Annotated in this window: 13 protein-coding genes; 3 read left to right on the forward strand and 10 right to left on the reverse strand. The window is 49.3% G+C overall.

Annotated elements, in window-relative coordinates; translation table 11 throughout:
- Window positions 1-11: 11 nt before the first annotated feature.
- The 6 genes from QQK89_RS09705 to QQK89_RS09730 form a co-directional block, all read right to left on the reverse strand.
- Complete coding sequence (locus QQK89_RS09705; RefSeq protein ID WP_284238343.1) at window positions 12-821, reverse strand: N-acetyltransferase; 810 nt, start codon at window positions 819-821, stop codon at window positions 12-14.
- 161 nt (window positions 822-982) lie between these two features.
- Window positions 983-2,437: an ABC transporter substrate-binding protein gene (locus QQK89_RS09710; RefSeq protein ID WP_284238344.1), complete on the reverse strand. Its 1,455-nt coding sequence runs from the start codon at window positions 2,435-2,437 to the stop codon at window positions 983-985.
- A gap of 115 nt (window positions 2,438-2,552) precedes the next feature.
- Window positions 2,553-3,425: a carbohydrate ABC transporter permease gene (locus tag QQK89_RS09715; RefSeq protein WP_284238345.1), complete on the reverse strand. Its 873-nt coding sequence runs from the start codon at window positions 3,423-3,425 to the stop codon at window positions 2,553-2,555.
- On the reverse strand, window positions 3,422-4,351 hold the full coding sequence (locus QQK89_RS09720; RefSeq protein WP_284238347.1) for a carbohydrate ABC transporter permease: 930 nt from the start codon (window positions 4,349-4,351) through the stop codon (window positions 3,422-3,424). Before QQK89_RS09720 ends, QQK89_RS09715 begins: the two co-directional genes overlap by 4 nt.
- A 97-nt stretch (window positions 4,352-4,448) precedes the next feature.
- Window positions 4,449-5,765: a response regulator transcription factor gene (locus QQK89_RS09725; protein ID WP_284238349.1), complete on the reverse strand. Its 1,317-nt coding sequence runs from the start codon at window positions 5,763-5,765 to the stop codon at window positions 4,449-4,451.
- Complete coding sequence (locus QQK89_RS09730; protein WP_284238350.1) at window positions 5,758-7,566, reverse strand: cache domain-containing sensor histidine kinase; 1,809 nt, start codon at window positions 7,564-7,566, stop codon at window positions 5,758-5,760. The genes QQK89_RS09725 and QQK89_RS09730 overlap by 8 nt, the downstream gene beginning before the upstream one ends.
- 223 nt (window positions 7,567-7,789) lie before the next feature.
- Between QQK89_RS09730 and QQK89_RS09735 the strand changes: the two genes are divergently transcribed.
- Window positions 7,790-8,383, forward strand: coding sequence for a DJ-1/PfpI family protein (locus tag QQK89_RS09735; protein ID WP_284238509.1), 594 nt, complete (start codon window positions 7,790-7,792; stop codon window positions 8,381-8,383).
- Window positions 8,384-8,462: 79 nt separating this feature from the next.
- Here QQK89_RS09735 and QQK89_RS09740 read toward each other — a convergent pair whose 3' ends face one another.
- On the reverse strand, window positions 8,463-9,299 hold the full coding sequence (locus QQK89_RS09740; protein WP_284238352.1) for an AraC family transcriptional regulator: 837 nt from the start codon (window positions 9,297-9,299) through the stop codon (window positions 8,463-8,465).
- 139 nt (window positions 9,300-9,438) lie between these two features.
- On the opposite strand from QQK89_RS09740, the gene QQK89_RS09745 reads away from it, so the two are divergent.
- Both QQK89_RS09745 and QQK89_RS09750 read left to right on the forward strand, forming a co-directional pair.
- Window positions 9,439-9,951, forward strand: coding sequence for a hypothetical protein (locus QQK89_RS09745; RefSeq protein ID WP_284238354.1), 513 nt, complete (start codon window positions 9,439-9,441; stop codon window positions 9,949-9,951).
- A 27-nt stretch (window positions 9,952-9,978) separates the two neighbouring features.
- Window positions 9,979-11,175 (forward strand): MFS transporter, encoded by a 1,197-nt coding sequence (locus QQK89_RS09750; RefSeq protein WP_284238355.1) that lies wholly within the window; start codon window positions 9,979-9,981, stop codon window positions 11,173-11,175.
- Between the two features lie 7 nt (window positions 11,176-11,182).
- Here the strand turns inward: QQK89_RS09750 and QQK89_RS09755 are convergent, their stop codons facing one another.
- The 3 genes from QQK89_RS09755 to QQK89_RS09765 form a co-directional block, all read right to left on the reverse strand.
- Window positions 11,183-11,890: a DNA alkylation repair protein gene (locus QQK89_RS09755; protein WP_284238357.1), complete on the reverse strand. Its 708-nt coding sequence runs from the start codon at window positions 11,888-11,890 to the stop codon at window positions 11,183-11,185.
- Window positions 11,891-12,033: 143 nt separating this feature from the next.
- A complete protein-coding gene (locus QQK89_RS09760) occupies window positions 12,034-13,158 on the reverse strand; it encodes an NADH-dependent flavin oxidoreductase (protein WP_284238358.1) in 1,125 nt (374 codons plus the stop codon).
- Between the two features lie 323 nt (window positions 13,159-13,481).
- Window positions 13,482-14,492 carry an endo-1,4-beta-xylanase gene (locus tag QQK89_RS09765; RefSeq protein ID WP_284238359.1) on the reverse strand — a complete coding sequence of 337 codons (1,011 nt, stop codon included), beginning with the start codon at window positions 14,490-14,492 and terminating at the stop codon, window positions 13,482-13,484.
- Window positions 14,493-14,494: the final 2 nt, after the last annotated feature.

Raw genomic sequence — 14,494 nt, forward strand, 5'->3', positions numbered from 1 at the left:
TTTCTCTTCGGCTACTTCCCGGCCCAGGTTGCTCTCGTATAGCCCAATCTCAGACCAGCTCTCTCCATGTTGTTCTGACTAACCGAGGCATAAGCAGCTTGTCCAACGACCAGTTCGCATCCGGCAAGAGCGGCCTCATACATTCGTTGGTGCAGAAATGCCGTTTGCAATCCCCGCTTCCGGAAGGCGGGAACCGTAGCAGCAAAGGTGAGCGAGGCAATCTCGTTATCCATATACATAACCGCTACGCCGGCAGCTTGACCATCCACGTAACCGATAAAAAACTTCCAGCCCGGACGCCCATACAATACTTTGTTATTGTCTGCTACGTAACTTGCCCCTTCCAAGTTCAAGCCGGTTCCAAGGCAATGAAGTTGTCCGTAAAGCTCGAAATCTTCAGCATCCATCTCCCGGATCGTTACACCAGCAGGATTAGAGGGCTTGGTTGGCGTAGGCATTCCATACAAGGTCGAATGAAAACCAGTCTGTCTAAATCCGCTATTTGACAAGCAGCTTAGCAAATCGTTGCTAGCTTTGCTCGGAATAATCTCAAGTTGAAATGATCTATTCCGCTCCCGATAGAATTGAACGATCTCGTCCGTAAGTCCAATCTCTTGCTCGCTCATTCCTTTCACTGCGTTGAAGGTGCCCCAAGGCATTTCCTTCACGTACAAAGCGGTAGCTCCTCCGAATGTTTGTACCTCAGCACCCATCGGATTGCCTTCCCGCTCTTGGATCGCAAGGACTCGGGACGTCATATAATCCACTTCAGACTGTTCAAGCCGTTCGGCTAATTCCTTGGTTAAGACAGGAAATTGCAAGCTTGTCACTCCTTCAACTCATGATCTGCTTCTTACGAATATATTCTTGTTTCACCCAGCATTTCCCTGTTGTCGTCTAACGATAAAACGGCCGTGCAGAGTGAATTTCATCTGCACGGCCGTTATTATTTTTTTCTGATAAGGTAAGGGGTATCTCCTGCTTATGGTTTGATTGCGTCGTAGTATTTCGTTTGCATTTCTTTGGCTGCCGCGTCGAGCTGAGCTTGCGTGTCGGTACCTTTTTTCGAGAATACTTCTTGCAGTACGTTCGTCATGGAGCCATAGTATTCTTGCGTATTATACTGAGCTTCCGGTTTGCCGTCGAGCAGAGCGTTGGATTCTGCATTGTATTTGTATACGTTATCGTATTTGTCGAAGATCGTTTGCACTTTTTGGCCATACTCCGAATCCGGGCTGAAGTAGTTGATGTGCGGCGGAATGAAGTATTTGCCTTCGGTTTTGCGAGCTTGAATGTCTTTCTCGAGCGATGCCAGGTAGTCGTCAGTGAAGTAGTCGAACGTGATATAACGGAATGCCATTTCTTGCTCGTCTTTTGTTGCGTTAGGGTTGATGACCATGTAGTCGCCGCCCAATACGCCTGTGTGCTTGCCGCCTTTTTCAGCAGCTGGCATTGGGTATGTCAATACGTCCTCGATTTTCATGCCGCCTTGGTTCAGCGCTTGCTCGAGTACACCTTCCGCACCTGCGATAACCATTGCCGTACGTCCTTGACCAAATGCGCCTACAGCGTCGCCCCAGCCAAGTGCCCAGTCTTTCGGAATAACGTCAGCGTCCCATCTCAGCTTGTTGTAGAAATCAAGCGCTTTTTTGCCCGCTTCGGAGTTGAAAGAAGCCGTAACTTTGCCGTCTGCAACGTTTTGGATTTCACCGCCGGCTTCGAACAGGAAGTTAGTCCAGTTCCAACCTGCTTCGTTGCCTTTACCCATTGGAGCGATACCCGCGATGCCTTTTTTCGCGTCGGCTACGCCTTTGGCCGTATTAACCATATCGTCCCAAGTCCAGTCGTATGAAGGAACGGCTACGCCTTTGTCATCTAGCATTTTTTTGTTTACGACAGTAGTCGTTACATAACCTTTTTGCGCGATACCGTATACTTTGCCGTCAATCACGAATTGGTTTTGGAGAACCGGATTGATTTGGTCTTTGAATTCATAGCTGTTGAACAAGTCCGTAATGTCGGCTGCCCAGCCTTTTTCAACGAGGAATTTCGCTTCTGTCGCAAAAGTGTTGTAGAACGTAGGCGCTTCGTTAGCTGCCATTTTGATGCCGATTTCGTTAGGCGCATAATGCCAGTCGCTCTTCACGATCTCAACGTTGGGATATACCTTGTTGAACCGCGCGATTTTGTCATCCTCCGCCTTGCGGTTCTCCACTTGGTCGGGAAGCGGATAATAAATGCTGATTTTAACTTTCTTTTGCGTAATATCTTCGGATGGTTGCGGAGTGTCTGTCGCCGTATTTGTGCTAGCGCTTGCATTTGTGCTTTCAGCCGGCTTGTTGTTGCCGCTATTCGACGTGTTGTTATTGTTGCCGCAGGCAGCAAGTGACGAAACCAGTAATACCGCAGCTACTGTCGTAAAAACGCTCTTTCTCATTGAAACTCCCCTTCTCGAGTTAAATTATTTGTTGCACCCTCATCATAGTTGAGAGGGATGGGCGTCTGCGAGGTGTATTCCTATTCCGATCATGTGCACTATTACGATTTGAATACTACCCTTTCACGCCGCCCAAATGTAATCCGCGCATAATATACTTCTGGAATACGAGGAACACCACGATCGGCGGGAGCATGACCATCGTCAGAATCGCAAACCGGATATTCAGCGCAAGTCCTTTTGCATTAATCACGTATTTATAGATTGCCGTTGCGAGCGGATAATGGCTGTCGTTATGCATGATGAGCGATGGCCAGAACCAGTCGTTCCATGACGACGAGAAAATAAAGATCGCTAGCGTCGAGAAGATCGGTATCGACAGCGGCAGAGCGATCTGCACGAAACTTCTCCAGTCGGACGCGCCGTCAATTCGCGCGGCTTCGAAGATTTCGTAATGAATCTCGTCGAAGAAGTTTTTGAGCAGCAGCAGGAAGAACGCGTTGGCGCCTGCCGGCAGCCAGAACGCCGCAAACGAATTCATCAGCCCCAAATCCTTCAAGTTCACGAAGTTTGGAATGATATACGTTGTTGGCGGAATAAACAAAGTCATCATGAAGAAGAAATAGATCGCTTTGCGCTTTGGCACATTCAGCCGGGACAAGCTAAAGGACGCAAGTCCAAGCACGCCTACCGTAATGACGAGATTGCCGCCGAATATATAAAGCGTGTTTCTTAAAAACTCGGGCAGATCGATAAAATTCCAGCCTTTCTTAAAGTTATCGAAATGCCATTCGCTTGGCAGAAACTTCGGCGGGAAGGAATTGACTTCCACATTGGTCTTCAAACCGTTAAACAACGTGGTCAGAATCGGATAGACCATCGAACAGGACATAATGACAAGCACAAGCACCATAATCGAATAACCGATGAGAATCGGCTTCTTCTTCAGGTCAAACGAAGAGAGAATCCCTCTGTCCAACTGTTTCATCGTACGTCTCCCTCCTTGCCTTGAAGCCGGTATTGAACGATCGCGAGCAAGCCCAACACGATAAACATAAGAACGCCAAGCGCTGACGCGACTCCGTAATTTTGTTGGTTAAAAGCATACTTCACGATTAGCAAGGCGTAGGTTAATGTCGTATTATTAGGACCGCCGTCCAGCATGGCCAGCTGAGATTGATACCCTTGCGAGGTGCCGATCAGCTGCAGGATGAGCAGCAAACCAAGCAGACCTTTGATCGACGGCAGCGTAATATGGCGGATTCGGTTCCATACGCCTGCCCCGTCAATCTCCGCGGCTTCATACCAGTCTCGCGGGATGCTGAGCACGGCCGCCAAATAAATGAGCATCGCCGAGCCGAATTGCTGCCAAGATTCCATAATAACAAGCGAGATCATCGACCATCTGGTATCGGTCATAAAGGAAACCGGTTCATCGGCCCCAAACCATCCGGTAATTACGCCATTGATCGGCCCAACCGGATCGTAGAACCACCGCCATAATCCGTACAGAACAACGACCGGAATAATGTTTGGCAAATAAGCGGCTACGCGGACAATGCCTTGGAACCGGCGAAGTTCGGAGATGGCGATCGCGAATACGATCGGAATCCAGAAGCCAATCACGAGACAAAGGAACATATAATAAACGGTGTTTTTCACGGCCGTCCAAGCATCCTCATCGTGAAGCGCGACTTTGTAGTTGTCAAACCCGACGAAGCTGTTCCCTTTTACAAAGTCAATGTGGTAGAAGCTGTAGATGAATCCTTTGAAGATCGGGACCCATAGAAACAAGATAAAGATAACAAAGGCGGGAAGCAGGAATAGCAATCCCCAGAAATGCTTCCTCCATAATACGGCAAATCGGCCCTTACGCTCGAGAGGCACGTTTGCGACTGCAGCGTGTTGCTCCATACAAGTCTCCCTCTTTCCTATAACAATCCTCTTCCCCTATTGTAGAAAAAGGAGACTCCCGAGGTAATGTGCATATCCAAGGCAATGATGAGTAATTCTACTTCTTTAGCTCGCTTGGGCTCATCCCGTAATATTTTTTAAAAATTTTGCTAAAATGTTCCGGCGATTCATAGCCGACCTTCTCCGAAATTTCGTAACGCCTCATATCGGTATGCAGAAGCAGCCGCTTGCTCTCTTCCATCCGCAGCTTCACGACGTATTCCCACAAGTTATATCCCGTTTCTTTCTTGAAGAGATAGCTAAGATAATTCGGGCTGACATGATTGTTCTGCGCCACTTCATGCAGGGTCAGCCCTTTCTGCGCGTAATTCTGGTTAATATATTCCATCGCTTTCTCGACGATCAGGCTGGTCTGGGCCGTGAATTCTTCCTCCGTCGGACGTTGCGAATATTGGTTCCAGTTGAAATCCCCGTAATAAAACACATAGTGGTCCTTATGGCGGTCATTGCAGCTAAGCGCCTTCACGACCTGATCGTGAACAACGTCGATAAACTCAATGCCTTTCAGAATTTGGCTGATGCCAATAACGCTTGTCATGCCGAGATATTTCTGAATATTGAAGTGCAAGCTGCGCCCGATCATATCGAGCTCGTTCATCAGATCGGTTGCTCCGTATTTGGATTCATCCCATTGCAAAATAATATTGATATCCCGATCCGTTGCATAAAAGGCGGTATGGTTCCAATGCTCGTCAAACAATTCGTTTACGATATTCAGAGCCGCATAGCGGAGCAGCCGTTCATCCCTCTTCGTTAATTGATCCGATAGGTTAAGCTTGATGCGGATCATGGAGAAATAAGGACCCTCCAGGCGAATCCCGTGTTTCTCCTTCAATACCGCGGCAATATCCTGCACTTTAAGCGACGGCTGGTCGCTTACGAGCTGATTAAGCCACTCGATCGACTGCTGGTTCAGCTCTTCCATGTGGAAATGCTCCTGCATCCCGGACAGCAGATCCTCTTGGACGGCCGTCTCCGGCTTACGGAGCTTAAGCAGAACATTACGCACGGAATCTAGAAATTGCTCATTGTTTAATGGCTTGATCAAATAATCCTTCGCCCCGAGGCGGATCGCCATTTGGGCATATTGGAACGTCTCATGGGCCGAAATGATAATCGTCTGCACCCAAGGCTTAATTAATTTGGCTTGCTGCATCAGTTCAATGCCGTTCATCGAGCCCATCTGAATATCGGTAATAAGCAGATCAATATCGTCAGTACGCAAAACGTCTAACGCCTCGTACCCGTTATGAGCCATATGGATTGTAGATATATCCATGCCGGAAGAAGCCAGCACGCTGCTCAGTCCTTTGCAAATAAGCGGTTCGTCATCCACCACCAACAGGTTATACATCGCCTAGTTCCTTCCTTTCGCCGGCAGCCGGAAGCTGGATCGTCACGATCGTTCCGCCGCCGTTTCTTTTTTTGTATTGAATGCCGTAAATATTGCCAAAATGCAGCTGAAGCCGCTGGTGAATGTTTTTAATCCCGTATCCGGAGGTCGGATTCGCGGACGGCTCATACAGAAGAGATTCAATCGCTTTATAGTCGACCTCTCTATAACCGTTATCCTCTACGCGGATCAGCAGCTTATCGCCTTCGTAATCCGCGTTAATATGAATTTCGCCGTCTTCGCCCATATTTTTGACCCCGTGGTTGATCGCATTTTCGATTAATGGCTGAAGCGTCACCTTCGGAATGAGATGATTCATCATCGCTTCCGGTACCTCCCAGATGACCTGGAAGTCATAGTCGTAGCGCTTCTGCTGCAGCTTCACGTAAGCCGCCGCATGCTCAAGCTCTTCGGCCAGCGTGATCAGCTCCCGACCTCGGCTTAAGCTGATCTTCATCAGCTTCGACAACTCCTTGATCATTTCGGCGGATTCGGAGTTTCCTTCGAGCGAGCTTTTCCAATAGATGCTTTCGAGCGTGTTATAGAGAAGATGCGGGTTAATTTGCTGGTACAAGATTTGAAGCTGGCTTTCCCGCTGCTTGATCTCCATCTGGTATTTGTCATGAATGAGTCCGTTTAACCGGCGGGCCATATCATACAGAGCTGCAATCAACACTCCCACCTCATCGTTTCTGCCTTTGCCAGGCGTCTCCGGCACTCGCTTGCCAGGTTCATAACGGCGGACAAATGTCGCCAGTCTTTGCAAAGGGGTCATCAAGGAACGCCAGAAATAGAAGATAACGATACAACCGAACAAAATGTAAGCGACCGAAATAAGCTGGATGACCCGCTTCACTTCGTTTTGCTGCTGAAGAAGCGATTTGATCGGAATTTTATAAATCAAACGCTGCTGAAGCAGTTCATTGTCGCTTGCCATATAGATGTATTCCGAGTTCATGATCGGTTTATCGAGATTGTCCGGCTGCTTGCCGGAAGCGGTTACAGGAAGCTCCACCGTTGAACCCATTTTCTTGGAATCGGTAGAAGCCAATATATAGTTCTGCTGATCGGTGAAATAGATTTCTCCGCCAGGCAAAGATACCGACTGCATCGATTCCGCCAGCTTTTTGTCCATGTTGGTCGCCACGAGCACGCCGATGACTTTACGCCCCTGATTAACGGTATTAACCGCGCGGATATAAGCAAGCGTACGTTTCTTAACGAGCATGTCGTTATTGTCGATAATCTCCATAAATCCAAGACCCTTCAGCTGAACGGCCTTATCGAACCATTTCGGCTTATTCGCGTCGGAGAAGAAATAAACGCCGCTTTGAATCATTTGCACTTTTGGCGCAAAGTAGTAGTAATTGTCCGGGTCGTAAATATACAAGCTGTAATAAACAGCCTCCCCGCCATTCAGAGCGGTGGAATATCCGGCCAACAAAGCGTCCATTTTCTCGTATTTCCGAACGCGTTCGATCACGGATTCATCGCCGTCCGGCACTAACTGCTGCGCGACCGGATTTTGGATAATCGTCGTTGTAATTTTGTTGACCGTATCGATATCTCTGTCAATCAAAGTGTGGTTCTGTTTGTTCAGCTCAGCGTAGGCATTCGTGACGTGGCGCTTTAAGATTTGTTCCGCCTCGGAATTGCCGTAGCTGTGAAGAATGAATATCGGGCTGACCATCAGCACGAACAATAACAGCAGCTGCTGCTTCACGCTTAATTTGGTCATTGGATTGGAAAAGCCCGTTCTCATGATGATGCACCCCCAGCTTTCTACCATTAAATATAGCAAATATGTAATGAAGCAGAATGGCTATTCTTATTTATTGTATAGGTAATTTCACGCACTTCAAGCGGTAATTCTAGTAGAAAGGGCCGATTTGACGATCCTCGCAAAAGGAAAATATTGACTGTTTATATAGCGGGGCGCATACTATGGATGTTGTTGAGATTCTATTTCTGTTTAGGAGTGTGAGCTGATGTCCAAAGTGCTGATTGTGACTGGCGATGCTGCGGAAGTGTTAGAGGTGTATTATCCTTATTACCGTCTCCTGGAGGAAGGCTACGAGGCTGTTATCGCTTCCCCGACGCAAAAAACGTTACATACCGTATGTCATGATTTTATTGACGGTTGGGACACGTACACGGAAAAACCGGCTCATCTATTGCAATCCCACCTGGGTTTCGCCGATGTAGATCCGTCCGAGTATGCGGCTCTTATTATTCCTGGCGGCAGAGCGCCGGAATACATTCGGGGCAACGCGGAGCTGCCGCGCATTCTTCAGCATTTCATCGACGCCGACAAACCGATCGGCGCCATCTGCCACGGCGCGCAAGTGTTCCTCTCGCTCTCCGATTACAGCTATTTCAACGGCCGCACCATGACGGCCTATAACGCTTCCCGGCTGGAAGTCGAACGGCTTGGCGCATGTTATGCGGACGAGACGCTGCATGTAGACGGCAAGCTTGTCACCGGCCATGCTTGGCCTGATCTGCCTGGCTTTATGCGCGAATTTCTGAAGCTTGTCCGCCAGGACGCCGCTCAGACCGCAGAAGCCATTACTCCATAATCTAGCTATTACCGCACGGACACGGGCGGCAGCAACGGCTACACGCCATTGACTGTCGCTTTTTTTGATGCTTCAAGCGTTAGTGCTTAGGAAACAGGTTCTGCTGATTGCTTTCCCGGAACCGGTTCGGAGACAATCCGGTCACCCGGCGAAATATGATCGAGAAATAATTCGGATTGTCGTAACCCAGCAGCTTCGCAATCTCCCATACCTTCATTTCCGTGGAGACGAGCAGCCTTGTCGCTTCTCCGATCCGCCTATGGATCGCATAATTAATCGGAGAGATCTGGTAATAATCCTTGAACGCATGCGACACATAATACGGACTCACGTGAAATTGCAGCCCTAAATCCTTCAGGTTGATATTCTGCGTAAAATTCCTGTCGATATAGTCCTTGATTTGCTCGGCAAGTCCCGCATTGGATTGCTGCTTAATATGTTGCTGATTGCGAACGGTTCTTCTAAGCAACAAGATAACGGAGTTGATCAGACACCGGCATATCCTCTCATAGCCCTCCTCCTTGATGGAGGATTCGTCCACGATCATCTTCATCAGAGCCGCAATCTCCGTGTACACCCGGCTGGACCGGATTACCGGCTCAACGTCCCGGGGAATGACCCAATCCTCGGACGGGCTTGCTTTAGGCAGCGCAAATCCGCAATAATACGTGGTCAGAGGCTGATCGCTTGATGACTGTTCTTCATGCAGAACCCCTTTGTTATAGACCAGAATATCCCCTCCGCTAACGCGGAACGATTGTCCTCCGATCGTAAATGTTCCTTCTCCGTCGCATATGACGATAATCTCATGCAAATCATCATGCTTATGGCTCGGAAAATTCCAGTTTGGCGCATCGCTTACTTTCCCCGCATACAACAAGCGGCTTTCTAGCTCTTCTCCGGCAGCCGACGTCATGCCCGTTCCCTCATTTCAAATAACCTGCTACAGCAAGATATATCACATTATAAGCATATCCGGCAAGATGCTTCATTGCCGCATGTTCACCCTTCCATTAAGCTTTGAGTGTAGGGTAGCAAGCGAAAGAGGTGATCGTATGCGCGAGACGGGACGCTGGGAGCAGACTATATTTCAAAGAGCGGTAACGCATTTTTATGCGCTGCGTTACTCGTTATGGATACAAGAGCTTCCTCACGACCAACCATACGACATCCATCACCAATACTTATGGGACATTCGCATGCATGAGCCCGTTTATCAGGCATTTAGCGAAATTCTTGGAACAACCGCGCTCTGGGCACAACTAATCCCCGAGGAGCCTGCGCCCGTCAAAGGCATCATTTGCTTGCAGCACTCGGTTCCGATCCCGCTTGAACAATGCCGCCTGAACTATGCTCAGATCGGCGATTTGGTCTTATACAACCCGGAGGTCCACAGCCTCGATCTGGATAGCGTACCGGATCACAGCTGGCTGCCGATCGCTTTCTTTCCGGCACAGCCGGATCAGCCTTGCCTGTTGAAGGAAAGACTGCGAAGCTGGGAAGCAAGAACTAGCCATACGTTCCTGTCGGCAAGAGGGCATAAGCTGCTTGGCTCCGAACGTTGGTAGGAGTTATCTATTTGGAGGAACAACAACATGAAAAAAGAAAATCTGCTTATTTTCACCTTTACTCTGCTGGCTTTTATTCTGGGAACGACCGAATATGTCATTGTGGGGCTGCTTACGCCCATCGCTGACAGCTTAGGCGTCTCCGTCGCGCAGACCGGCATTATGGTCTCTGGCTTTGCGATTGCTTATGCGGCAGGTACGCCGTTTGTCATGATGGCTGCCGGTTATTTCTCGAAACGCAACGCGCTGCTGCTTGGCGCTTCGTTAGTTGTCTTATGCACGGTGGGAAGTGCCTTGTCTTTCTCTTACCCCGTCTTGTTCCTTACCCGCATGGCAACCGCGATCTTCTGCGGGTTAAGCGTATCGTTAGCGGTATCGATCTGTTCGGATTATGTATCTCCTGAGCGGAGAGGGCTTGCGCTTTCCTATATTATCGGCGGATTTACGATCGCAAACGTGCTTGGCGTTCCGATCGGCACCTTGGTTGGCCTGCATTTCGAATGGCCTGCGGCCTTTTGGCTGGTTGCCGCATGCGGCGTGATTAGCATCCTGCTTCTGTATCGGATCGTGCCGAGAAATTTACCCGCCGTGCAAAGCTCGATGAAAAATCAGATTAAACTCATGAAAAATCCGAGAGTGCTGGTTGCCTTCTTTATCCCGATTATCGGTATCGGAGCCATATTTGTCATCTACACGTACATCAATCCGCTTATGCTGGAGACGATGAACATATCCGAAGGACGCACCAGCACCATCCTGCTTATATACGGGGCGGTTACCATTCTCAGCAACTTGCTTGGCGGCAGAATAGCGAGCGGGAACTATATGGCGAAGTTAAAAACATTGTTCCTCGTCCATGCCGTTGTTTATGCGATATTTGGATTTACCGTTCCGTTCACTTGGCTTGGCATTATAAGCCTGATGGCAATCGCCTTGATTTCATTCTCGATCAATGCGGCTTGCCAGCTGTATTTCATTCATTTGACCGAACGGTACGTGCCCGAAGCGAAAGACTTCGCGGCATCCCTGCTGCCGATCAGCGCCAATATCGGAATTGCCGTAGGTTCTTCGATCGGCGCGTTTGTAACCGATCATTATGGTCTGCGTTATCTTCCGCTTGCCGCAGCGATACTTGCTTTGATCGCATTTGCCGCTACCGCCTACAGCTACAGTCTTGATCAATCGGACAGCAAAAAAGCAGCCTTGAAGGCTGCCACGGAGTAATTCAGTATTAGCAAATACATGTCTTCTTTTTATTGCCGATTGTTCCTTTGGCTTCTACCTTTGCGATATAGTCGGAGGCCAAGGGGACTTTGCAGGCGGTATTGCCGACATCCACTTTAACGGCGCCGATGGCTTCCGCCACGGCTTTTGCTTCTTCCGTAAGGGGCAATACATACGAAGCTACGCAAATGACAAAATTATTCATCACGTACCGCACGCGATTACGCTCGTCATGGATAGTCTTTCTGACCCGCTCCAGCAGCTTGCGGATTTCGGTCATATCCAGCTGATCGTCCGGCGCGATCGTTACATAATTCGCATATGCGCTCCAACCGGCAACCGCCACCAACTCTTCGGCCGAATCGATCCATTCCATGGCTAGCTCCCTAGCGAATAAGCTTTCAGCGGTCACGCTGCCAACCGTATACTCCGCAGGCGAATACCAATTCGCTTGCTTAACCCATTGCTGCAGCATTTCTTTTGATACCGTTTTTGGATTTACCGTTAAGCCCGCCAAATACATCGCATCATAATTTCCGGAATCGTATAGCTTGTACACCAGCTCTTGATCTTTTTTCACGTGTTTGACCAGCTTCTTCATATCTCCGATCTTTACGCCAAAAAAAGGCTCCAGTGCGCCATGCCGCAAATACGTGCTTTTCGTCTGGTCGCTTCCCATCGCTTCTAAAGCTTGCATGACTTCATCAAAGGTCATCCGTTGGCCTCCAATTGTTTGTTTCTTACATCCGAGTATACCTTGGCGGCCAAGCTACTGCAAAGCAATTAGGGCTGGCTGTCATTGATGCCCCGCATCAAACAGCCAGCCCTTATATTATGGCCTGCTTCTGCTCACCGAACTTATTCGGTAAACGTCAGCCAACCTTCTTTTGACGCAATCATCCGCCACAAGCCGTCCGGAATGACAAGCTTGTTCTGCGAGCTCAAGCTAAGCTTCGGCTGAATTTCGTCTTCGCGGCCGGATTCAACCTTTTGAACCCAATCCGGATCCGTTAGCAATACGCGTCCCAGTGCCACCAAAGGCGCTCCCTGTTGCTGCACGTCAATCGCATCATCAGCCGTATGAACGGAGCCTACGCCCATTAGAGGCACGCGATTGGCTACTCGTTCCACGATCCATTCCAGTCTTGATTTGCTGTCGTCGGCACCACGAGCCGGCTTGGAATGGTAGTCGAACAACGATACATGAAGATAGTCGAGATCCTTCGCGGCTAGCTCATCAACCAGACGGAACGTATCTTCCATCGTAAGCCCCGGTGTTTCCGGTTCTTCCGGCGAGAAACGGTATCCTACCAGAAACGGTCCGTTTGCATGTTCAGCCGCAGCCCGTTTTACTTCGTCAACAACGGCAAGCGGGAATGCTAGCCGGCGGTCGATATCTCCGCCCCATTGATCGTTTCTGCGGTTGGAATGCGGGGAGTAGAACTGCTGCAGAAGATAAGTGTTCGCCCCGTGGATTTCAACGCCGTCGAATCCGGCAAGCGCCGCGCGGCGGGTGGTCTCGCCAAAGTCGCGAATAATCGATTCGATCTCTTCATGCGTCAGCTCGCGCGGAACGACATCCGGGCTTTCTGTAGCAGCAACGGCACTTGCGCTGACCACGTCTCCGTTAGGGACCAATGCCGGAGGTACACGGCGGCCGCCATGGAAAATTTGAAGAATCGCCTTGGCGCCTTTTTCTTTGATCGTGTTAGCCAGTCGTGTCAAACCGGGAATCATAGCATCGCTGTCGCCAGCAAATTCCCCGGGAAATCCTTTGCCGTTTGGCGTTACATAAATGCAAGCCGTGATAACCATACCTACACCTTCAGACCGCCGAGCATAATAGTCGAGCTCTACGTCCGATACCGTTCCGTCTTCATTGGAAGACGAATGCGTCATAGGCGCCATCACAAGGCGGTTCTTCACCTCAACGCCGCTCCGGAATGCAAAAGATTCAAATAGGGGATTATATTTTTGTTCCAAGTTCTCCACTCCTCGTCATTTCTAACTTACGCTTAACTGTAACAACTTTCATTACTGTAATATTATTATATACAGTTACTGCTGTCAATACCAAGTTCGCCTGGATTGCAACAAGTCAAAACAGCGATTGCCGCCGGCTAAGGCGTAGTGTGTTACAATCCGGACATTTCTAAGCCATGTTGACCAAGCAAAAACTTGTAAATGCGTAGAATTAAAAAAAGCCCTGTCTCACACCAAAGGAGACAGGACTTGTGCAATTTAATGGGTATAACATCAACTCGTAGCTTTGTGCGTCCGACTGAATCGACAGCTTTCGGTATGGCTCAGGATTTCATCGGCCCCGCGATCTTCCAGAACGATGGCTTGGGTTCATGTTTCTCGTCAAATACAAACGGCCAATTTTTCCTTCCGCGAACCGGAAAGTTATCCAGCCAAGTATAATCATCCGCCGCGCCCCAGAACGTTACGGCGGTGATCGCGTCTTTGTATTCGCGGAACAGTTCAAACACCTGCCCGTACCTCTCGGCTTGCCTCTCCAGCATTTCCGCAGTCGGCTCGCTCAGATCGGTTCGCTTATCCTCGTAATCAAACACTGAAATATCAAGCTCCGTTACTTGCAGCTTCAGCCCCGTCGCTGCATAACGCTCGATGGCTTCGCGGATTTCGGGGAGAGTTGGGCCGTTCAGATTCCAATGGCCTTGCAAGCCAATGCCATGAATCGGTACATCCTTCTCCTGCAGCGATTGAACCAAACGTATGATTTTGTCCCGCTTCTCCGGATTGCACTCATTGTAATCGTTGTAGAACAGAAGCGCATTCGGATCGGCCGCATGCGCATATTCGAATGCTTTCGCAATAAAATCTTCGCCGGCCAGCTTCAGCCAATTGGACTCCCGGAGCCAGACATCGCTTTTATCCTCAATCACTTCGTTTACAACATCCCAGCAGTATATATTGCTTTTATATCGCCCAACTACGGTCTCGATATGGCTCTTCATCCGGGCAAGCAGCGTATCCCGGCTAACAGGCTCGCCGTCTGCAGACTTGAATACCCAATCCGGCGTCTGGTTATGCCAGACCAGCGTATGTCCGCGCAGCTTCATGCCGTTTGCGGCTGCAAAGCCGGCAATCCGGTCAGCCGCTTCGAACGTATACAAGCCTTCTTCCGGTTGTATGCGTTCGAACTTCATATCGTTTTCAGCCGTAATGCTGTTGTATTGATACGCAAGCAAGCTCTTCTGGCTCTCGATTGTTGTCAGATTTACCGCTGCTCCAATATCAAAGTAATCCTTATACACGGACTGCAGTGCCGGCTGCTTGGATGTTTGTGTCATGT

Origin of the sequence: Paenibacillus glycanilyticus (genome assembly GCF_030161375.1) — a bacterium.
GTDB classification, from domain to species: domain Bacteria; phylum Bacillota; class Bacilli; order Paenibacillales; family Paenibacillaceae; genus Pristimantibacillus; species Pristimantibacillus glycanilyticus_B.